The organism is Streptomyces sp. NBC_01092, assembly GCF_045039535.1.
In the GTDB taxonomy this organism is placed as follows: domain Bacteria; phylum Actinomycetota; class Actinomycetes; order Streptomycetales; family Streptomycetaceae; genus Streptomyces.
In genome coordinates this window covers 7,445,407-7,466,378 of record NZ_CP108659.1, presented here as the reverse complement: position 1 = coordinate 7,466,378, position 20,972 = coordinate 7,445,407, and the positions used below count along the sequence as shown (strand labels likewise).

Annotated in this window: 18 protein-coding genes; 9 read left to right on the top strand and 9 right to left on the bottom strand. The window is 71.9% G+C overall.

Annotated features, from left to right (window positions below; genetic code table 11):
- Window positions 1-58 precede the first annotated feature (58 nt).
- Window positions 59-1,501 carry a cytosine permease gene (locus OG254_RS34035; protein WP_405589453.1) on the top strand — a complete coding sequence of 481 codons (1,443 nt, stop codon included), beginning with the start codon at window positions 59-61 and terminating at the stop codon, window positions 1,499-1,501.
- Between the two features lie 61 nt (window positions 1,502-1,562).
- Here the strand turns inward: OG254_RS34035 and OG254_RS34030 are convergent, their stop codons facing one another.
- Entirely contained in the window at window positions 1,563-2,651 is a 1,089-nt protein-coding gene (locus OG254_RS34030) for a branched-chain amino acid aminotransferase (RefSeq protein ID WP_405589450.1), read from the bottom strand.
- A gap of 329 nt (window positions 2,652-2,980) precedes the next feature.
- Window positions 2,981-4,024: a 3-isopropylmalate dehydrogenase gene (locus tag OG254_RS34025; protein WP_351188245.1), complete on the bottom strand. Its 1,044-nt coding sequence runs from the start codon at window positions 4,022-4,024 to the stop codon at window positions 2,981-2,983.
- Window positions 4,025-4,166: 142 nt separating this feature from the next.
- On the opposite strand from OG254_RS34025, the gene OG254_RS34020 reads away from it, so the two are divergent.
- On the top strand, window positions 4,167-5,735 hold the full coding sequence (locus OG254_RS34020) for a purple acid phosphatase family protein (RefSeq protein WP_405589447.1): 1,569 nt from the start codon (window positions 4,167-4,169) through the stop codon (window positions 5,733-5,735).
- A 59-nt stretch (window positions 5,736-5,794) separates the two neighbouring features.
- On the opposite strand, the gene OG254_RS34015 is transcribed toward OG254_RS34020, so the two are convergent.
- Window positions 5,795-5,935 carry a hypothetical protein gene (locus OG254_RS34015; protein WP_093747366.1) on the bottom strand — a complete coding sequence of 47 codons (141 nt, stop codon included), beginning with the start codon at window positions 5,933-5,935 and terminating at the stop codon, window positions 5,795-5,797.
- 253 nt (window positions 5,936-6,188) lie between these two features.
- Window positions 6,189-6,746 carry a GNAT family N-acetyltransferase gene (locus OG254_RS34010; protein WP_405589443.1) on the bottom strand — a complete coding sequence of 186 codons (558 nt, stop codon included), beginning with the start codon at window positions 6,744-6,746 and terminating at the stop codon, window positions 6,189-6,191.
- A gap of 106 nt (window positions 6,747-6,852) precedes the next feature.
- Between OG254_RS34010 and OG254_RS34005 the strand changes: the two genes are divergently transcribed.
- Window positions 6,853-7,059: a DUF5988 family protein gene (locus OG254_RS34005; RefSeq protein WP_147993925.1), complete on the top strand. Its 207-nt coding sequence runs from the start codon at window positions 6,853-6,855 to the stop codon at window positions 7,057-7,059.
- Between the two features lies 1 nt (window position 7,060).
- On the opposite strand, the gene OG254_RS34000 is transcribed toward OG254_RS34005, so the two are convergent.
- The 3 genes from OG254_RS34000 to OG254_RS33990 all read right to left on the bottom strand — a co-directional run bounded on the left by OG254_RS34000 (window position 7,061) and on the right by OG254_RS33990 (window position 10,544).
- Entirely contained in the window at window positions 7,061-7,885 is an 825-nt protein-coding gene (locus OG254_RS34000; RefSeq protein ID WP_405589439.1) for an alpha/beta fold hydrolase, read from the bottom strand.
- Between the two features lie 69 nt (window positions 7,886-7,954).
- Window positions 7,955-9,586 (bottom strand): L-glutamate gamma-semialdehyde dehydrogenase, encoded by a 1,632-nt coding sequence (gene pruA, locus OG254_RS33995; RefSeq protein ID WP_405589436.1) that lies wholly within the window; start codon window positions 9,584-9,586, stop codon window positions 7,955-7,957.
- 31 nt (window positions 9,587-9,617) lie between these two features.
- Entirely contained in the window at window positions 9,618-10,544 is a 927-nt protein-coding gene (locus OG254_RS33990; RefSeq protein ID WP_405589433.1) for a proline dehydrogenase family protein, read from the bottom strand.
- 181 nt (window positions 10,545-10,725) lie between these two features.
- Here OG254_RS33990 and OG254_RS33985 point away from each other — a divergent pair, with 181 nt between their 5' ends.
- On the top strand, window positions 10,726-11,922 hold the full coding sequence (locus OG254_RS33985) for a PucR family transcriptional regulator (RefSeq protein WP_405589430.1): 1,197 nt from the start codon (window positions 10,726-10,728) through the stop codon (window positions 11,920-11,922).
- A 304-nt stretch (window positions 11,923-12,226) separates the two neighbouring features.
- Here OG254_RS33985 and OG254_RS33980 read toward each other — a convergent pair whose 3' ends face one another.
- Complete coding sequence (locus OG254_RS33980; RefSeq protein ID WP_405589427.1) at window positions 12,227-13,795, bottom strand: FAD-dependent monooxygenase; 1,569 nt, start codon at window positions 13,793-13,795, stop codon at window positions 12,227-12,229.
- 122 nt (window positions 13,796-13,917) lie between these two features.
- Here OG254_RS33980 and OG254_RS33975 point away from each other — a divergent pair, with 122 nt between their 5' ends.
- The 4 genes from OG254_RS33975 to OG254_RS33960 are packed head-to-tail and all read left to right on the top strand — an operon-like array spanning window position 13,918 to window position 18,763.
- Window positions 13,918-15,411, top strand: a complete 1,494-nt coding sequence (locus OG254_RS33975) for an ABC transporter substrate-binding protein (RefSeq protein WP_405589424.1) — start codon at window positions 13,918-13,920, stop codon at window positions 15,409-15,411.
- Window positions 15,408-17,156: an ABC transporter permease subunit gene (locus tag OG254_RS33970; RefSeq protein WP_405589421.1), complete on the top strand. Its 1,749-nt coding sequence runs from the start codon at window positions 15,408-15,410 to the stop codon at window positions 17,154-17,156. Before OG254_RS33975 ends, OG254_RS33970 begins: the two co-directional genes overlap by 4 nt.
- Window positions 17,146-18,099 (top strand): ABC transporter ATP-binding protein, encoded by a 954-nt coding sequence (locus tag OG254_RS33965; RefSeq protein WP_405589418.1) that lies wholly within the window; start codon window positions 17,146-17,148, stop codon window positions 18,097-18,099. Before OG254_RS33970 ends, OG254_RS33965 begins: the two co-directional genes overlap by 11 nt.
- Window positions 18,092-18,763, top strand: coding sequence for an ATP-binding cassette domain-containing protein (locus OG254_RS33960; RefSeq protein ID WP_405589415.1), 672 nt, complete (start codon window positions 18,092-18,094; stop codon window positions 18,761-18,763). Before OG254_RS33965 ends, OG254_RS33960 begins: the two co-directional genes overlap by 8 nt.
- On the opposite strand, the gene OG254_RS33955 is transcribed toward OG254_RS33960, so the two are convergent.
- Window positions 18,750-19,334, bottom strand: coding sequence for a TetR/AcrR family transcriptional regulator (locus tag OG254_RS33955; protein WP_405589412.1), 585 nt, complete (start codon window positions 19,332-19,334; stop codon window positions 18,750-18,752). The genes OG254_RS33960 and OG254_RS33955 overlap by 14 nt on opposite strands.
- A gap of 83 nt (window positions 19,335-19,417) precedes the next feature.
- Here OG254_RS33955 and OG254_RS33950 point away from each other — a divergent pair, with 83 nt between their 5' ends.
- Complete coding sequence (locus OG254_RS33950) at window positions 19,418-20,956, top strand: MFS transporter (protein WP_405589410.1); 1,539 nt, start codon at window positions 19,418-19,420, stop codon at window positions 20,954-20,956.
- Window positions 20,957-20,972: the final 16 nt, after the last annotated feature.

Below are 20,972 nucleotides of genomic sequence, written 5' to 3'. Positions count from 1 at the left end.
TTGACAGCAAACCTCGGGGACTTCAGATTGAACGTCACTCAAACCGAGGGAGCCACCCATGCCGATGGAACAGCGCGGAGTCGACACCATCCCGGAGGAGGAACGCACGAGCGGTCCCCGGGACCTCGTCTCGATCCTGCTCGGGTCGAACCTGTGCCTCGGGGTGATCGTCTTCGGCTGGCTGCCGCCGTCCTTCGGTCTGGACTGGTGGGCGTCGGTGAGCTCGATCGTGGTGGGCACGGTGGCCGGCACCGCCCTCACCGCCCCGCTGGCCCTGATCTCCCTGCGCACGGCGACGAACCTGTCCACCTCCTCGGGCGCCCAGTTCGGGGTGCGCGGCCGACTGGTCGGCTCGGTGGTCGGCCTGCTGCTCGCCCTCGGCTACACGGCCCTGACCGTGTGGATCGGCGGCGATGTCATGGTGGGCGTACTGGGCCGGCTGTTCGGGCTGCCGGCGAGCGGGGTGTCGTACGGCGTGGTCTACGGGCTGCTGGCCGCGGCGACCGTCGCGGGCGCGGTGTACGGCTACCGGGTACTGCTCGCCATGTCCCGGATCCTCGCGGTCGGCATGACGGCGCTGCTGCTCCTCGGCGTGATCGCCTACGCCCCGCACTTCACCACGCAGGCGCTGCCCGAGGCGGGCGGCTATCTGCTGGGCGGCTTCTGGCCCACGTGGCTGCTGGCGACGGTGGCGGCGGGACTGTCGGGGCCGATCGCCTTCATCACCCTGCTCGGCGACTACACCCGCTACATCTCCCCGGCCCGGCACTCCTCACGCCGGGTGCTGCACGCGACCTGGCTGGGCCTGATCCTGGGGCTGCTGGTCCCGCAGCTGTTCGGCACGTTCACCTCGTACGCCGCACGGGCCGCCCTCGACTACGCCGGTCCCCTGGTCGACGCCTCCCCCGCCTGGTACCTGCCGCCGCTCCTCCTCGCCGCCTCCGCCGGTTCGGTCGGCAACGCGGGGCTGATGCTCTACTCCATGGGCCTCGACCTCGACGCCATCCTGCCGCGCGCCTCCCGCGCCCGGGCGACCTGCGCGGTCGCGGTCGTCGCCACGGTCTGCGTCTTCGTCGGCCACTACGCCTCGACCGCACAGGACGCGATGACGTCCTTCGTGCTGTTGCTGACCGCCGTCGGCACACCGTGGGCGGTGATCACCCTGATCGGCTTCGTCCGGTGCCGGGGCGTGTACGACGCGGACGCCCTCCAGGTCTTCAACCGCCGCGCAAAGGGCGGCGTCTACTGGTACCGCTCCGGCTGGAACATCCCGGCGACCGTGTCCTGGACCCTGGGCGCGACGGTCGGCCTGCTCGCCGTCTCCCTGCCGTCGCACGAGGGGCCGCTGCTCGGCCTGACGGGCGGGGTGGACTGCAGTTTCCTGCTGTCGGGGCTGGTGGGGGGCGTGGCGTACGCACTGCTGCAGCCCCGGGCTCAGTCTCAGCCGAGCCCGGGGGCGGCATTCTCAGCCCGTCCGGCGCTTGAGGACGAGGCCGTCTAGGCCGAAAGCGGGGGCCTGGGGGCGGCAGCCCCCAGACCCCGGCCTCAACGCCGAGCACTGATCAGCCCAGGCGATGCATCCACCCGTGCTGGTCCAGCGCAGCGCCCCGCTGGATGTCGAGGAGCGCCTGGCGGAGCTTCAGCGTGACCTCGCCGGGCTCCCCGTCGCTCTGCTGCCACTCCGCGCCCGTGCGCTTCACGGTGCCGACCGGCGTGATGACGGCCGCCGTGCCGCAGGCGAAGACCTCGGTGAGGCTGCCGTTGGCGGAGTCGCGCTGCCACTGGTCGATGGAGACGCGGCCCTCCTCGGCCTCGTACCCGAGGTCACGGGCGACCGTGAGCAGGGAGTCACGGGTGACGCCCTCCAGGATGGAGCCGGTGAGGGAGGGCGTGACGATCTTGTCGCCGTACACGAAGTACAGGTTCATGCCGCCGAGCTCCTCGACCCACTTGCGCTCGACCGCGTCGAGGTAGCAGACCTGGGCGCAACCCTTGGCGGCGGCCTCGGCCTGGGCCAGCAGGGACGCGGCGTAGTTGCCGCCGGTCTTGGCGTCGCCCATGCCGCCCGGCACGGCGCGGACGTGGTCCTCGGAGACCCAGATGGACACCGGCTTGACGCCACCGGGGAAGTAGGCGCCGGCCGGGGAGGCGATGACGATGAAGAGGTACTCGCTCGCCGGCTTCACCCCCAGGCCGACCTCGGTCGCGAACATGAACGGGCGCAGGTAGAGGGACTCCTCGCCGCCGTGCGCCGGCACCCAGTCCGCGTCCTGCGCGACCAGCGCGTCGCACGCCTCGATGAACGTCTCCACCGGCAGCTCCGGCATGCCGAGCCGGCGGGCCGAGGCCTGGAAGCGCCGGGCGTTCTTCTCGGGGCGGAAGGAGGCGACGGACCCGTCGGGCTGGCGGTAGGCCTTCAGGCCCTCGAAGATCTCCTGCGCGTAGTGCAGGACCATGGTGGCCGGGTCCAGCGAGAGCGGCGCGTACGGCACGAGCTCGCCGTCGTGCCAGCCGCGGCCCTCGGTCCACTTGATCGTCACCATGTGGTCGGTGAAGTGGCGGCCGAACCCCGGGTTGGCCAGTATCGCCTCGCGCTCGGCGGCGGCGAGTGGGCTGGCGGAAGGCTTGAGCTCGATCGTGGGCGTCGTCATGAGTAGGTGTCCTTCACCGGTTTGGTTGTGGCGGGCCGCGCTCACGCCAGTACTGCCAAGGGCCAGTGCTAGGACGTCCGAGCATTCCCTCATTCCGCGGCTCCGCGTTCGATTATCGCAAGCGCGGAGCCGGATGGGGGCTCCCCCCGCCCTTTGGGAGCTTGAGGGAGAAATCGGCCGGTACGGAGTGAATCGCGATCCAGGGGTCGATGGTGACACCCGGCGGCGGACATGGGGAAGCCGCCGGGTGCGATGTGACCCGGCGGCTTCGATGGGGGTCCCCCCGCTCGAGCGAAGTCGAGAGTGGGGGAGTTCGAGTGCGCGCCGGATCAGCCGGCTACTCGTACGGCGAGCGCGTCGCCGATCTCCGAGGTGCTGCGGGCGGGCTTGCCGGTGCGCTCCGCGAGGTCGGCCGACACGGCGTCCTCGATGCGGCCGGCCTCGGCGTCGTACCCGAGGTGGCGCAGGAGCAGGGCGACGGACAGGACCGTGGCGGTCGGGTCGGCCTTGCCCTGGCCGGCGATGTCCGGGGCCGAGCCGTGGACCGGCTCGAACATGGACGGGAACGCGCCGCTCGGGTTGATGTTCCCGCTGGCGGCGACGCCGATGCCGCCGGAGACGGCCGCGGCGAGGTCGGTGATGATGTCGCCGAAGAGGTTGTCGGTGACGATGACGTCGAAGCGCTCGGGCTGGGTCACCAGGTAGATGGTGGCCGCGTCGACGTGCATGTACTCGGTGGTGACCTCGGGGAACTCCTCGGCCACCTTGTTGAAGACGTTGGTCCACAGGTGACCGGCGAAGGTCAGCACGTTGTTCTTGTGGATCAGCGCCAGCTTCTTGCGCGGCCGGGCCTGGGCGCGGGCGAACGCGTCCCGGACGACCCGCTCGACACCGAACGCCGTGTTGACGGAGACCTCGGTGGCGACCTCGTGCTCGGTGCCCTTGCGGATGGTGCCGCCGTTGCCGGTGTACGGGCCTTCCGTGCCCTCGCGGACGACGACGAAGTCGATCTGCGGCTCACCCGCGAGAGGGGTGGCGACACCCGGAAGGAGCTTCGACGGACGCAGGTTGACGTGGTGGTCGAAGGCGAAGCGGAGCTTGAGCAGGAAGCCGCGCTCCAGGACGCCGGAGGGGACACCCGGGTCGCCGATCGCGCCCAGCAGGATCGCGTCGTGCTGCTTCAGGGCGTCGAGGTCGGCGTCGGTGAGGGTCTCACCGGTGGCGTGGTAGCGCCGGGCGCCGAAGTCGTAGTCCTTGGTCTCCAGCTTCACATCCTGCTCAAGGACGGCGGAGAGGACCTTCAGGCCTTCGGCCACGACCTCCTGGCCGATGCCGTCACCGGGAATCACTGCGAGATTGAGGCTGCGAGACATGTCGGCACCCTACTCCTCGTCCCATGGAATGACATGCGGTGTCCGCGATGCGGACGGCCGGACGGGGGAAGGTTCCTGCGCTTCAACCGCCGTTCACCCGCATGCAGGGCGGCTGTTGGCTGCCGCTGGGAACTTTCCCACCATGGACGTTCCCGATTTCGGCATCCCCCCGCAGCTCGCCCGCCGTATGAGCATGGCGGAGCAGCACGAGTACCTGCGCGCCAAGCTGACCCGGCGCCGCACGCTGGTGACCGCGGGCGCGGTCGCGGGCGGGCTGCTGACGGGCTGCTCGGAGCCGGGCACTCCCGGTGCGAAGCCCTCCGTATCGGCGTCCGCGTCCACCCTCACGAAGGTGCCGGGTTCGGCCGTCGTCCCGTTCGGCCGCCATCTCGCCTTCGGCGCCGACCCGAAGTCGCAGATGCGGATCTCCTGGCAGGTCCCGGCCGCGGTGCGGAAGCCGTACATCCGGATCGGCCTGCGGCCCGACGACCTGAGCCGCCGGATCGACGCCGAGATCCGCGATCTGTACACCCCCGAACTGCAGGGCATCCGCGCGGCGTTGGAGCAGTACTACGTCCATGCGGCGCTGGACTCCCTGCGCCCCGGCACGACGTACTACTACGGCGTGGGCCATGACGGCTTCGACCCGGCGGCCCCGAAGAACCGCGCGACGATCGCCTCCTTCCGCACGGCTCCCGCGAGCGCGGAGACCTTCACCTTCACGGCCTTCGGCGACCAGGGCGTCAGCGAGGCGGCCGCCACCAACGACAAGCTCCTGCTGGGCCAGAACCCGGCCTTCCACCTCCACGCGGGCGACATCTGCTACGCGAACGTCAAGGGCCTGGGCAAGGAGTCGGACGCCTACGACCCCGGCTACTGGGACGGGTACCTCAAGCAGACCGAGTCGGTGGCCAAGTCGGTGCCGTGGATGGTGACGACCGGCAACCACGACATGGAGGCCTGGTACTCGCCGGACGGCTACGGCGGCCAGCTGGCCCGCTGGTCCCTGCCGGACAGCGGCTTCGATTCCCGTACGGCCCCCGGTGTGTACTCCTTCACCTACGGCAACGTCGGCTTCGTGGCGCTGGACGCGAACGACGTGTCGTACGAGATTCCCGCCAACCGGGGCCACACGGACGGCCGCCAGACGAAGTGGCTGGACGAGCGGCTCGGTGAGCTGCGGGCGGCGAAGGGCGTCGACTTCATCGTCGTCTTCTTCCACCACTGCGCCTACTCGACGTCCTCGCACGCGTCCGACGGGGGTGTGCGGGCCGAGTGGGTGCCGCTGTTCGCCCAGCACGAGGTGGACCTGGTGATCAACGGGCACAACCACGTCTACGAGCGGACGGACGCCATCAAGAACGGCGAGGTCGGCCGACAGGTGCCCATCGGCGCCTCGACGGACCCGACCCGGGACGGCATCGTCTACGTCACGGCGGGCGGGGGCGGCAAGGAGCTGTACGGCTTCCCCCCGGGCGTCGAGGAGAGCTACGAGGGGCATGTGACCGAGCGGGAGTCGGTCGACACCTTCAAGTGGACCAAGTCACGCAACACCAAGCCGGAGAGCGTGCAGTGGTCGCGGGTGCGCTACCGGGGCTTCTCCTTCCTCACGGTCGAGGCGGAGGGCGGCACGAAGCCACGGCTGCAGGTGTCGGCACTGGCGCAGGACGGGGAGCGCATCGACCACTTCGAGGTGCGGCGCGGGGCGTGAGACCGCGCGCCGCACCTCGATCGGGTGCGGCTCCCGGCTGGTGGCGTGCTGTTACGGCGTCAGGCGGCCTGGTGGCCGGTACTGCCCCCGTTGTCCCGACGGTCGAGCGCGCGCTGCAGCGCAGCCGCGGCATTCTTGCGGTCGGACTCGCTGGTACGGGAGATGTGACGGACTCGACGGCGGGCGGTCGTCTCGGCCATGGGAAATCGACTCCTTCGACAATCGGGAGTGCACAGAGGGGAGACGCCGGGTGGGGCGGGGAGCGGTGCCGCAGGGGTTGCCTGCACGGGGCCCGGCTCACGACCGCCATTCGCTTGATCGAGCGAGACGTTCGGCTCCTACAAAACTAAGGGAGGACGGCGCGTCTGTCTCCACAATTACTCGGACTTCCTACTATCTGAGACGGCGTAGTGGGCCACCCGCCGTTGACCTGCGCTTTCTACCGGCGGCCCGTCACAGCACATCCCCGTCCCGCCAGTCGAAGACCAGCTCGAATGCGGGATCGAGACGACCGGCGAGTGCGGTCCGCATGAACGTGCTGCCCTCCTCGTCCGGGAGATGGACGACGCCTTCGAGCCCGAGCCCGCAGACCCGCCCGCCCCACACCTCCCAGCCCCGGGCTGCGTACAGCGCGGCCCCCTCGTCGCTCGCGGAGAGCATGCCCGCGTCGTAGGCCCGGTCGATCACCCGCTCCAGCTCTGCCATCACCCGGCCGCCGAGCCCGGTGCGGCGCGCGTCGGGCCGTACGCCGACCGCCTCGACGTACCCGACCCGCAACCACCTGTCCCGGTGCCGCACCCGCCGCATGATCACCGACCCGTGCGCGACGAGCCGTCCGGCGTCGTCGTGGACCAGGGCGTGCATGCCGCCGAGCCCGTGCTCGAAGTCCTCGTCGGAGAAGTCGCCGTCGAAGGCGTCGTCCATCAGGGCGCGGATCGCGCGCAGTTCGGCGGGGGTGAGGTCGGCGGTGTGCGCGGTGCGGGCCGTGACGGCGGAAGCGGATGTGGTCATCCGACCAGTATCGGCGCCGCAGGCGGACACCGTCGCGGATCGCCCACTCGGCTGATCCTCCGGGCGGCACGGGACGGACGGGCTCGGCGAGGGGAACGGTGAGGTCATGAACGACACGGCGAAAGTGTTCCTCGAGGGCGGCCCGGACGACCTGCCCGACCGGATCGTCCCGGCCCCGGCCCCCGGGCCGGACGTGAAGATCAAGCTCCGCGGTGGATACGAGCACTTCCGGCCGACGACCCGGCAGACGGACACCCCGCAGGGCGCGCTGGCCGTCTACGAGTGGTGGGAGCGCACGGAGATCGCCGAGTAGCTCACCCCAGTGCGGCCGCCACCGCCTCCCGGAAGCCCTTCGGGTCCTCCACCCACGGCAGGTGCCCGGCGTCGGGCAGGGTCACCCGGCGCACCCGGGGCAGCGCCCGCTCCAGCGAGTCCACCGCCGAGCGCGGCCGGATGTCGTGGGCCCCGTCGACGATGAGCACGGGCAGGTCCAGGTCCCGGCAGGCGGCGTACAGCTCGGGGGTGCCCCAGGTGCGCCGGGTCTCGGCGTTCAGGGCCGCGCCGCACTCGGTGTTGATGCCGAACCACGGGTCGGCCATCCGCCCGGCGTGCTCCAGCGCCCGCGCCCGGTCCTCGAACTCGGCCGACCACTGGAGCACCGCCCGTTCCCGGTCGTCCTTGGGCAACTCCCGCCAGCGGGCGAGCCGTTCGGGATCCTCGCCCAGCCTCGCGAGCAAGTTCTCCTCGTAGGCCGGGTGCCAGTCGCCGGGCGGCCCGATGCCGGTTCCGGCCACGTACACCAGCGTGCTCACCCGCTCCGGGTGCGCCAGTGCGTAGGCGAGCGCCAGCTGCGCGCCCCAGGAGTGGCCGAGCAGCGCCGTCCGGCCGGGCCCGAAGTGCCGTCGGACGGCGTCGAGGTCCGCCACGAACCGGTCGGTCGTCCAGGGGCCCGCGCAGCGCTCGGAGCGCCCGCATCCGCGCTGGTCCCAGCGCACCACCGTGGCCGTGTCGTCGAGCATGGCGGACACGTCCTCGAACATGTCCCACAGCCCGGGCCCGCCGTGGCACAGCACCAGCGGCTCGCCCCGGCCGGTCGCGCTCGCCCACAGTCTTACGCCGTCGTCCGCCGTCACCGTCATGGCCGCATTCTCCCCGCACGGCAAAGGCCGGGTCCCTCAAGACCCGGCCTTTTCCGATGAGTTGGGGTGTCAGCCCATGTGCGGGTAGGTGTAGTCGGTCGGCGCGACCAGGGTCTCCTTGATGGCGCGGGTCAGCGTCCAGCGCATCAGGTTCTGCGGGGCGCCGGCCTTGTCGTTGGTGCCGGAGGCACGGCCGCCGCCGAAGGGCTGCTGGCCGACGACGGCGCCGGTCGACTTGTCGTTGATGTAGAAGTTGCCTGCCGCGTAGCGCAGCTTCTCCATGGTGTACGCCGTCGCCGCACGGTCACCCGAGATGACCGCGCCGGTCAGGGCGTAGGCGGACACCGACTCCATCTGCTCCAGCATCTCGTCGTAGCGGTCGTCCTCGTAGACGTGCACGGCGAGGACGGGGCCGAAGTACTCGGTCGTGAAGACCTCGTTCTCCGGGTCGCTGCACTCGATGACGGTCGGGCGGACGAAGTAGCCGACCGAGTCGTCGTAGGAGCCGCCGGCGACGATCGTGCAGGAGGGGTCCTGCTTGGCGCGGTCGATGGCGGCCTTGTTCTTGGCGAAGGCACGGTCGTCGATGACGGCGCCGACGAAGTTGGACAGGTCGGTGACGTCACCCATGGTGAGGTAGTCGACCTCGGCCGCGAACTCCTCCTTGAAGCCGGAGTTCCAGATCGACGCCGGGATGTACGCGCGGGAGGTCGCGGAGCACTTCTGGCCCTGGTACTCGAAGGCACCGCGGGTCAGGGCGGTCTTCAGGACCGCCTTGTCGGCGCTCGGGTGGGCGACGACGAAGTCCTTGCCGCCGGTCTCGCCGACGATGCGCGGGTAGGAGCGGTACTTCTCGATGTTGTTGCCGACCGTCTTCCACAGGTACTGGAAGGTCTTGGTCGAGCCGGTGAAGTGGATGCCGGCGAGGTCGCGGTGCTCCAGGGCGACCTTGGAGACCTCGATGCCGTCGCCGGTGACGAGGTTGATGACGCCCTTGGGCAGACCGGCCTCCTCCAGGAGCTGCATCAGCAGCACGGCGGCGTGGGTCTGCGTCGGGGACGGCTTCCAGACGACGACGTTGCCCATGAGCGCCGGGGCGGTCGGCAGGTTGCCCGCGATGGCCGTGAAGTTGAACGGCGTGATCGCGTAGACGAAGCCCTCCAGCGGGCGGTGGTCGAGGCGGTTCCAGACGCCCGGGGAGTTCGCCGGGGGCTGCTCGGCGAGCAGGTCGCGGGCGTAGCTGACGTTGAAGCGCCAGAAGTCGACGAGCTCGCAGGGGGTGTCGATCTCGGCCTGCTGAGCGGTCTTGGACTGACCCAGCATGGTGGAGGCGGCCAGCGTCTCGCGCCAGGGGCCGGCCAGCAGCTCGGCGGCGCGCAGGATGATCGCGGCGCGGTCGTCGAAGGACATCGCACGCCAGGCCGGCGCGGCGGCGAGGGCCGCGTCGATGGCGTCCTGGGCGTCCTGCTGGGTGGCGTTGCCGTAGGTGCCGAGGCGGGCCTTGTGGTTGTGCGGCTGCACGACGTCGACGCGCTCGCCGCCGCCGAACCGCTTCTCGCCGCCGATGGTCATCGGCAGGTCGATCGGGTTCTCGGCCAGCTCCTTGAGCTTGACCTCAAGGCGGGCGCGCTCGGGCGAGCCGGGGGCGTAGCCGTGCACCGGCTCATTGACGGGGGTGGGGACCTGGGTCACAGCGTCCATGGGTTCCGTAACTCCTTACTGAGCGGGTGGGTCAGCCCTTGGTGAGGATCGAGCGGGCGAAGAACAGGAGGTTGGCCGGCTTCTCGGCGAGGCGCCGCATGAAGTAGCCGTACCAGTCGGTGCCGAAGGCGGTGTAGACGCGCATGCGGTGGCCCTCCGCGGCGAGGCGCAGGTGCTCGTCGCTGCGGATCCCGTAGAGCATCTGGAACTCGTACTCGTCGAGCTTTCGCCCGGCCGTGCGGGCCAGTTCCTGGGCGATGGAGATCAGGCGGGGGTCGTGGGAGCCGATCATCGGGTACCCGGCGCCCTCCATCAGAATCTTCAGGATCCGGACGTACGCCTTGTCGATCTCGTGTTTCTGCTGGTAGGCGACTTCGGCGGGCTCCTTGTAGGCGCCCTTGACGAGCCGAACGCGGCTGCCGCTGTCCGCGAGGCGGCGGGCGTCGGCCTCGGTGCGGAAGAGGTAGGCCTGGATGACGCAGCCGGTCTGCGGGAAGTCCTTCCGCAGCTCCTCGTGGATGGCGAACATCGAGTCGAGGGTCGTGTGGTCCTCGGCGTCGAGGGTGACGGTGGTGCCGATCGCGGCGGCGGCCTCGACGACGGGGCGGACGTTGGCGAGCGCCAGCTCGTGGCCGCCCTCCAGCGCTTGCCCGAACATCGACAGCTTCACGGACATCTCGGCCCTGGTGCCCAGCTCCAGCTCCTTGAGCCGGTCGATGAGCAGCAGATAGGCGTCCCGGGCGGCCGCGGCCTGTTCCGGGCGGGTGATGTCCTCGCCGACGACGTCCATCGTCAGCTCCAGACCTCGCTCGCTGAGGTCCTTGATGATCGGCACGATCTCGTCGACCGTCTCACCCGGGATGAAGCGGTCGACGACCTGCTTGGTCACCGGGGCCGCCGAGATCAGGCGTCGCATCCGGTCGCTGCGCGACGCGGCAAGAATCACGGGACCCAGCACGGGGCACCTCCACAGACAGGAGAAAAGCAGCCGAATCCCAACCAGTCGGGTACGGCACGGAGAACCACCGTGAAACCTAAGGATCCCTCCGATCGTCGGCCATCGACAGCTGTCACGCATCCGTGCCGCAGATCTCAGACAGATGTATGAAGCCGCTCGGGAAATGCGGGAGAATGCCCGGGTGACGTCGGAATTCAAGGGTGACTACCAGGAGCTGGTCGACGAGATCTCGGAGCTCCTGGGCGCCCCCGCGACGCTGGAGAACCGGGACTTCGAGCTGATCGCGTTCGGGGCCTACGACAGCGAGGACGAGCTCGACGCGTCGGCCCTGGACCCCGTGCGCGCCCGCTCGATCCTGACGCGGCGCTCCACGTCGGCCGTACGGACCTGGTTCGAGGGCTTCGGCATCACGCGGGCCACGGGGCCGGTGCGGATCCCCCGCACTCCGGAGGCGGGGGTGTACCGCGGACGCATCTGCCTCCCCGTACGCCACAGGGGTGTCGTGCGGGGCTACGTCTGGCTCCTGGACGACGATCCGGGACCCACGGACGGGCAGCTGGCGGCCGCGATGGAGGTCGCGGCCCGGATCGGCGCGCTGCTCGCGGACGAGGCGCAGCACGGGGCGGACCTCAGCCGGGAGCTGCGGGCCGCGCTGACCGGCGAGCGCGGCTGGCAGGGGGACATGGCGATCGCCGAGCTGCGCACGGCCCTCGGTCCGCGGGCGGACGGTGTCCATACGGTGGTCTGCGTGGCCCCCTGGCCCTCGGCCGACCCCGACGACGCCCCGTCGGTGCGGACGGTGCCGCACGCGACCGCGCTGTGCACGGTCCCGTGGGGGGCCGCCGACCAGAGCCTGGCCGTGCTCGTACGGCTGCGCTCGCCCGAGGTGCGTACGGCGGCGCAGGCGGCGGCGACCCGGCTGCTGAAGGAGGGCCCGGCCGCCCGGCCGCGCGCGAAGGGCGGGGCACCGGCGGCGGCCGGCCTCGGCGAACCGCGCACCGGCCTCGCCGACCTGGGCGCGCTCTGGCAGGAGGCGTCGGCCGCGGCCCGAGCGGCACTCGCGGAACCACGGCTCGGCCCGGTGGCGCAGTGGTCGCACATCGGCCCGTACCGCCTGCTGACCTCCCTGGCCCCGCAGACGGTGCACGACCCCGTGGTCGCCCCTCTCCTGTCCCCCGCGCAGCACGAACTCGCCCGCACCGCCGAGGTCTACCTCGACTGCGCGGGCCAGGCCGGCCGCACCGCCGCCGAGCTGGGCATCCACCGCCAGACCCTGTACTACCGCCTCTCCCGCGTCGAACAGCTCACGGGCCTGGACCTGGACGACGGCGAGGACCGGCTGCTGCTGCACATGGCGTTGAAGGGCGCGCGGCTGTAGGCCCTGTCGTTTGGATCATCCCGGCGTCGCGGGCCCTGGCACGCACTCCCCCAAGCTCTTCGAGCAGGGGGGACCCCCAGCCGCGTTGTCGTCGGTCGCCGACGTCCCCCAGCCTTCGGCCGGGAGGTGCCCCCACCGCGTCGACTCCCTCCTCCGCCTTGCAGCTGCACGCTCCCCCACGCTCGAACCGGCTTCGCTCGGCTCGCGCGGGGGCACCCCCATCGCCCCGCTCGGGTCGGCCGAGAGAAACCGATCCTCGCAGCCGGGCTGATCCAAACGACAGGGCCTGGCCGTGCCGGCCCGCTCAGCGCGAGGTTACGGCGGTGAGGGCGTCGTGGAGCGTGGCGTCGCCCGGCGGTCCGTCGCTCCAGCGGGCGGCGATGTGGCCGTCGGGGCGGACGAGCAGCGCGCCCTGCGGGGGCAGGTCCCACAGTTCGGTGTGCTCGGCGGGCAACGGCTCGACGCGCAGCGGCCAGGGCGCGGCGGTGGTCGACTCCCAGTGGGCGGGGGCGGCGGTGAGCAGGGTGAACCACTCGCCGAACGCGTCGAGCGTGGAGCGCCCGTCCGTGAGCCACAGATGCGGCACCCGGTGGCCCGGTTCGGCCGTGGGGATGTAGGTCGTGCCCGTCTCGGGCGGCCCCGGTGGGGTGCCGGCGCCGGTCAGGACGGCTTCGGAGCGGTAGGCGACGCCGAGTACCAGTCCGAGTTGCGCGAAGTACTGTTCCGACCAGGGCGGTTCGACCCGGTCGGGGGTCCGGCCCGCTGCGGCCTGGAGCTGCTCGCGGCGCACGTCCTGCACCTGGAACATCATCCTGGCGTTCTCCACGGCCTGGCCGAGCGTCCGCCTCGCGACCGGGCGTCGCTCCTTGTCGTAGGTGTCCAGCAGGCCGGGCCCGGCCCATCCGCGCAGCACGCCGGCCAGTTTCCAGCAGAGGTTGTGCACATCGGCGACGCCGACGTTCATGCCCAGTCCGCCGGCGGGCGGGATCGCGTGGGCGGCGTCGCCGGCCAGCAGGATCCGGCCGTGGCGCAGGCGCTCGGCGACGAAGGCGTTCACCACCCAGTGCTGCACCCGCAGGACGTCGACCTGCGCGTCGGCGCCGAGGGAGCGCGAGACCATGCCGGGCCAGTCGGCGCCGTCGGTGTCCTGCGGCGTGGGCACGAACCAGGCCCAGCCGCCCTCGGGATACAGCGGCAGGAACGACCCCTGTGAGGTGAGGTAGACCCCGGCGGGCTGCCGGGCGGACCACTGGCCGAGGTCGGCGTCGAACACGACGGTGGTGACACGGCCGACCGCGCCGGGACCCTCGGCGGCGATGCCGAGCCTTTCCCGGACGGTGGAGTTGGCGCCGTCGGCGGCGAGTACGTAGCGGGCGCGGACGCGGGACCGCTCGCCGTCGCCATGGTCGGCGAGCAAGGCCAGGACACTCTCGTCCTCCTCGGTCAGGTCGAGGAGTTCGACACCGAAGCGCACCTCGGAGGACGCCGCGCCGAGCAGCGTGGGCTCCAGCCGGTCCTGCGAGGTGACCGCACCGGTGACCGGGCTCTCCGGCACCGGCCCGTTGACCCCGATCATCGCCGCCGAGGCGAAGTCGGGGGCGTGCAGGGTGTCCCGGAAGCGGATACGGCCGTACTCCGGCGCGAACGCGGCCGCCGTGATCGGCTCGGCGAGTTCGAGCTGGCGGAAGATCTCCATCGAGCGCACGTTGACCAGCCGGGAGCGCGGAAACGGAGACAGCTCACGGCGTTTCTCGACCAGCAGGGTCCGTACGCCCCAGCGTTCGAGCAACGCTCGGGCGGTGAGCCCGACGGGCCCGCCACCGACGATCAGAACGTCCACCTCGGCGCCTGCCACAGGCATCTCGGACTGCATGGGATCCATCATCCGCACCCCGATCGGAAGCCACAAAGCAGACGCGACTATTGGAAACGATTGTCATCATGCTACGGTCGCAGCAACCGCTCTCTTGACCGCCCTTTTACCCGGAGGGTCCCGTGCGCCTGCCCGCGAACCGTCTGCTCCCCGTCACCGCCCTCACCGCGGCCTCCGCGCTGCTCACCGGCTGCTTCGCCGGTGCGCAGTCCACGGACGCCGGGACCGACGGCAGGCGCGTACGCGTCGCGATGCTGCAGCCCCCGCGCTCCGGGCTGTCCCCGCTCTCCGACGACGCGTTCAAGCTGTCGCGCTGGTCGACCGCCGAGACCCTGGTGAAGCTCGACAAGGCCGGCGACGCTCAGCCCGCACTCGCCGCCAAGTGGCAGCAGTCCGGCCGCACTTGGACCTTCGAGATACGCGACGGCGTGACCTTCCACGACGGCACGAAGCTGGACGCCAAGGCCGTCGTACGCTCCCTCACCAAGGCGGCCACCGCCTCCCCCAAGCCCCGCATCCTCGACGGCGTCGACCTGACCGCGAAGGCCGAGGACACCGACACGGTCACCGTCACGACCGGCACCGAGGACCCTCTGGTCCCGCAGCGCCTCAGCTCCCCGCAGCTGTCGGTCCTGGCGGCGAAGGCGTACCGCGGGAAGACGGTGAACCCCGTCGGCGCCGGCACCGGCCCCTTCGAGCTGACAAAGGTCGACGGCACCGCCTCCGCCACCCTCGACCGCTACGACGCCTACTGGGGCGGCAGGGCCGAGTCCCCCGGAATCGACGTGAAGTTCGTCCCCGACGGCACCGCCCGCGCGGCGGCGCTGCGCAGCGGCGAGGCCGACATCGTCGAGGCGATCCCGGTCTCGCAGGCCGCGGTGCTCGACCAGGACCTGATCACCGAAGTCCCGATGCCGCGCACCAACACGCTCTACCTCAACACCGGGAAGGGCGCCTTCAAGAACCGCGCGCTGCGGGCGGCGGCCCGCGCGGCGATCGACGCCGAGGCGCTGGTGAAGGGCGTGTACGAGGGTCGCGCCGATGTCGCCGAGGGACTGCTGGGGCCCGCGCTGCCCTGGGCCGCCGAACTGCGGTCGCCCGTCCGGCGCACCAAGGCCGCAGAACCGAACGGCGAGGCGATCACCATCGGGACGTACACCGACCGGGCCGAGATGCCCGAGGTCGCCGCCACGCTGCAACAGCAGCTCCAGAAGGCTGGATTCAGGGTGAAGCTGGACGTCCGCGAGTACACCAACATCGAGGCCGACGCCCTCGCCGGCCGGTTCGACGCGTTCGTCCTCTCCCGCGCCACGGTCCTCGACTCCGGTGACCCGGCCGCCTATCTCTACAGCGACTTCGCCTCCGACGGCACGTTCAACCTGTCGCAGCTCACCGACAAGAACGTGGACGCGGCCCTGAAGAAGGCCTCCGACACCAAGGTCGGCGACGCCCGCCGCGCAGCGATCATCGCGGCCGAGGCCGCCGTGCTCGCCACGGACGCGGCCGTCCCCATGCTCCACGAGCGGGTGATCCAGGGCGACGCGGCCGGTGTCGTGGACGCCGCCCACGACCCGCGCGAGCGCGAGCTCGTCACGGTGGACACGCACGTCAAGTGAAGCTCGCCGTAAGGAATTTGGCCGGCCCGGCCGGGCTGACCCGCCTCGCCTGTCTGGTCGCCGCCCTGACCACCGTGGGCCTGCTGCCCTGGCTCTCGCACCGGGACCCCGCGCTCACCGTGCTGCGCGCCCGGTCGGCCGAGCGGGAGGCGACCGAGGAGGCGCTGTCCGCGATCCGCAAGGACCTCGGCCTGGACGCCGGCCCCCTCGCCCTGCTGGGGAGCTGGGCCGCCGACCTGCTGCACGGCGACTTCGGCACCTCCTGGGTGTCCGGGACCGACGTGCTGCCGTCCGTCGTCACCGGCGTCCAGGTGTCGCTGGGCCTGATGGGCGCGGCACTCGGCGTCGCGGTCGCGCTGGCCGCCGCGCTCGTGGCGCCCGTGCTGGTGCGGGGGCGTGGATCGGCCGGATCCTTCGCCGCCATGCTGGCCGCCGTACCCGAGTTCCTGCTGGCCACGGTCGCGCTGCTGGTGTGCGGAGTATGGCTGGGGTGGCTGCCGACGTCCGGCTGGGCGGGCCCCGAGTATCTGGTGCTGCCCGCGCTCGCCCTCGGCGTCCCGGCGGGCGGTCTGCTCGGCCGGCTGGTCGCGGACGCGCTGCCGGCCGTCCTCGACGAACGGTGGGTGGAGCTGTGGCGGGGTGCGGGAGTGGGCCGTACGACGATCTCGGCGGCCGCCCTCAAGCGCGTACTGCCCCCGCTGGTACCGCAGTTCGGGATGGTCGCCGTCGGTCTGACCGGCGGCGCGGTCGCGGTGGAGACGGTCTTCGCGGTGCCCGGCATCGGCCGCACCGCGCTCGGCGCGGCCAAGTCGCAGGACCTGCCGCTGCTCCAGGGCTCGGTGCTGGCCCTGCTGCTGCTCGGCCTGGCCGCGGGCGCGCTGGCGGTGGGCGTACGGCGCCGGCTGCTGGGCCCCGCCCTGCGCGACGCGGGGCTGACCCTGCCCCCGGCCCGCCCGGTCCGCGCCCACCCGGCGCTCCCGCTGACGCTCGCCGCCGTGCTGCTGGGCACCGTCGGCTGGGGTCTGCTGCGCGACCCGTACACGGTGAACACCGCTGCCCGGCTCGCCGCCCCGACCTGGACGCACCCGCTCGGCACGGACGCCCTCGGCCGCGACGTGCTCGCCCGGCTCGGCCACGGCGCCGCCTCGACGGTCGGTACGGCCGCCGCGATCTGTGCGCTGAGCCTGCTGCTCGCGCTCACGCTGGGCTTCCTGCCCGGCGTCGCGGCGGGCGCGGCGGACATCGCCAACGCCCTGCCCCCGGTGATCGTCGGCATCCTGGTCGCCGCGGCCACCGGCCCCGGCACCGCGGGCGCGGCCCTCGCCGTGGCGCTGATCTCCTGGCCGGCGCTGTCGGCCCACGCGGCGGCGCTCGTGCAGGAGGTGCGGGCGTCGGCGTTCCTCACCGCCCAACGGGCCATGGGCGCGACCCCGTTCTGGATCCTCACCCGGCACGTCCTGCCGTCCGTCGCCGCCCCGGTCGCCCGCCACGCCCTGCTGCGCCTGCCCGGCATCGCCCTGGCCCTGGCCTCCCTCGGCTTCCTGGGCCTGGGCGCCCAGCCGCCGGCGCCCGAGTGGGGCCTGCTGCTCGACGAGTCCCGCGCCTATGTCGAACGCGCCCCCTGGGCGGCCCTCGCCCCGGCCGTGGCGCTGGCCCTGCTGGCGGGCCTGGCGGTGTCGGGGGCGGCGGCCGTGCGGGGCCGGGGAGCACGGACCGTACGGAAGGAGCCCTCCGTTGCCGACTGACGCACTGCTGTCGGTGCGCGACCTGCGCATCGCCTTCGACGGCGTCGAGGCCGTGCGCGGCCTGTCCTTCGACGTCCGCCCACGCGAAGTCCTGGCGATCGTCGGCGAGTCGGGCGCGGGCAAGTCCCTCACCGCCCGGGCGCTGCTGGGCATGCTGCCCAAGGGCTCGACGACGAGCGGAACGATCCGGCCGGACCTCACGGCGCACCGCGGCCGCCGTATCTCCCTCGTCCCGCAGGACGCCCTGTCCGCCCTCTCCCCCGTGCACCCGGTGGGCGACCAACTCGCCGCCGCCGTACGGTCGGTGGCCCGCGTCTCCCGCAAGGAGGCCCGCGCCCGGGCGGTCGCCGCGCTGGACCGGGTGGGCATCCCGGACGCCGGACGCAAGGCGCGGGCGTATCCGCACGAGTACTCCGGCGGCATGCGGCAGCGCGCCGTCATCGCCATGGCGACGGTCAACGAGCCCGAGATCGTCGTCGCCGACGAGCCGACGTCCGCCCTGGACGAGGAGCATCGCGACCAGGTGCTGCGAGTGCTGGCCGAGCGGCGGGCGGCGGTCGGCGCCGCGCTCGTCCTGGTCACGCACGACATGGACGTCGTACGGGACCACGCGGACCGCGTGCTGGTCATGTACGCCGGCCGCCTCACCGAGCTCGGCCCGGCGCACGAGGTACTGTCCCGCCCCCGCGCCCCCTACACGGCGGGCCTACTGGCCTCCCTCCCCCAGCACGCGCCCCCGGGCCGCCGCCTCCCCGCCCTGCGCGGCACCCCGCCCCCACCGGGCGCACTCCCGCCGGGCTGCGCCTTCGCCCCGCGCTGCCCGCTCGCGGCCGACCCCTGCCGTACGGCAGAACCGGAGCCGCAGCAGGTGGGGGAACGCCTGGTCGCCTGCCACCGCTGGCCCGAACTCCCCCATCCAGCAACGGAGTTGTTCCATGAGTGACCCGCTGCTGGACGTCCGCGACCTCGTGGTCCGCTACGGCGATACGACCGCCGTCGACCACGTCTCCTTCACCCTGGCAGCCGGCGAGACCCTCGCCCTGAACGGCCCCTCCGGCTGCGGCAAGTCATCGACGGCCCTGGCGATACTCCAGCTGCGCCGCCCGGACGCCGGCGAAGTCCTCTTCGAAGGACGCGAGTTGACCGCCCTCAACGAAGCCGAACTCCGCCCGATCCGCTCCCGCATGCAGCCCGTCTTCCAGGACCCGTACGGCTCGCTGAGCCCCCGCCAGCGCATCCGTGACGCGGTGGCGGAACCGCTGCGAATCCAGGGTCGCCGGCCCACCCCCGACCAGGTGGCCGAACTGCTCGACAGGGTCGGCCTGGACCGGTCGTACGGCGACCGTCGCCCGCACGAGCTCTCCGGCGGCCAGTGCCAACGGGTCGGAATCGCCCGCGCGTTGGCGTCGCAGCCGCGCCTGCTGGTTCTCGACGAACCGGTCTCGTCCCTGGACCCCTCGGTCCGGGCCGGCGTGCTGAACCTGCTCGCCGACCTCCAGGACGACCTCGGCCTCGGCTACCTCTTCATCTGCCACGACCGGGCCGTCGTAAGGCACTTCGCGGACCGGGCGATCGAGATGCGCGAGGGGCGCGTCATTTCCTCGTGACCGCCTCGAACACCTGGCGCAGCCCCTCAGTGAGCTGCTCCGCGCCGGGCGCGGTCTTCGGGTCGAAGGTCCACTGCGCGATGAGGCCCGTCATCAGGGTCACGTAGAACATGCCGAGCGTGTCCACGGCCTCCTCCGGGACGTCCTCCTCCCGTCCGCCCATGAGCAGCGGAATCATCCCGCGCCCGGCCTCCCGCTGAGCCGCCGCCAGATGGTCGCGGAGCTCGGGCAGCCGGTCGCCCATGACGACGATCTCCATGCTGAGCCGCCACATCGAACCGGGCTCGCGCATGGTGCCGATGATGTTCGACCACACCTGCTCGAACCTCTCGAACGAGCCCGGCTCGGCGGTGATCCCGGCGCTCCCGTCACCGTCGAAGGCATCGCTCATCCCCTCGACCAGCGATACGTACGCCTGCGCCAGCAGCGCGTCCTTGGAGCCGTAGTGGTAGCCGATCGAGGCCAGGTTGGTCCCCGACTCCTTGACGATGTCCCGCGCCGTCGTGCGCGCGAAGCCCTTGTCGAGCAGGCAGCGCTTGGCGCCCTCCAGCAGATCCTCACGGTGTCCCATGCGACCACCCTACCGCCGGTCCATACAACCGTCCTATACATCCGTTCTAGACAAGCGTTTAAGACGCGCGTACATTCCTCGGCATGACAACGAACCCGACGAGCACATCCCGCGCCGGCCGCCGCGAATGGACCGCCCTGGGCGTGCTGATGCTGCCGCTGCTGCTGGTCTCGATGGACGTCTCGGTCCTCTACTTCGCGATCCCGGCGATCAGCGCGGACCTGGAGCCGAGCGGCACCCAGCAGCTGTGGATCTTCGACATCTACGCCTTCGTCCTGGCGGGCCTGTTGATGACGATGGGTTCGCTCGGCGACCGCATCGGCCACCGCCGGCTCCTGCTGATCGGCGCCGCCGCCTTCGGCACCGCCTCACTGACGGCGGCGTACGCGAACAGCGCCGAGATGCTGATCGCGGCCCGCGCGGCCCTCGGCATCGGCGGCGCGACCCTGATGCCGTCGACGATGGCCATGCTCCGCACGATGTTCACCGACCCCGGCCAGCGCGCGAAGGCGATCGGCGTGTGGTCCGGCGTCATGACCGGCGGGATCGCGCTGGGCTCGGTGATGAGCGGCGTGCTGGTCGAGCACTTCTGGTGGGGCTCGGTCTTCCTGGTCAACCTGCCCGCGATGGCGCTTCTGCTGATCCTCGGCCCGCTCCTGCTCCCCGAGTCGAAGAACCCGGCCCCCGGCCGCTTCGACCTGCTGAGCGTCCCCCTGTCGCTGGCGGCCGTGCTCCCCGTGGTCTACGGCCTGAAGGAGATTCCCTCCGAGGGCTGGAACGTCCGCTACGTCGTCTCGATCACCGTCGGCCTGCTGTTCGCGGCGCTCTTCGTGCACCGCCAGCGCACCGGCACCTCACCGATGATCTCCCCGGCCCTGTTCCGGGGGCGCGGCTTCGCGCCATCGGTGGCCCTGAACCTCGTCTGCATGTTCGCGGTGATGGGCTCGTCGTACTTCACCACGCAGTACTTGCAGTCGGTGCTCGGCATGGGCGCGCTGGAGGCGGCCCTGTGGGCGCTGCTGCCGTCGGTGCCGATCGGGGCGGCGGGTCCGATCGCGACCCAGCTGGTGCAGAAGGGCGTCGATCGGGCCCACGTCGTCACGGCGGGCTTCGTGATCGCCGCGGCCGGCTTCGCGCTGCTGGCCCTCGCCGGAACGGACTCGATGTGGCTGGTGCTGACCTCGTGCGCGGTGCTGGCCGTCGGAGGCGTCACGGTGATGTCCCAGATCATGGACCTCGCGATGGGCACCGCCCCGGTGGAGCGGGCCGGCGCCGCGTCCTCCCTGATGGAGACCGGCGGAGAGTTCGGCGGCGCGCTGGGCATGGCGGTGCTCGGCTCGATCGGTACGGCGATCTACCGTCACGACATCCCGGACTCGGCCCCGGACGCGGCCCGCGAGACGCTGGGCGGAGCACTGGCGGTCGCCGATCAGGTCCCGGGTCTTGCCACGGTCGCGCGCGAGGCGTTCACCAGCGGGATGCAGGGCGCGGCGATCGCGGGGGCGCTGCTGCTGGTGGGAGCGGCGGTGCTGGCGGCGGTCACGCTGCGGCGGGTCGAGGTGCGGGAGCCGGCATGCGAAACGCCGGACGAGCCGAGTCACCTCAGCTCGTCCGGCGTTTGAGGACGAGGCCCCTTCA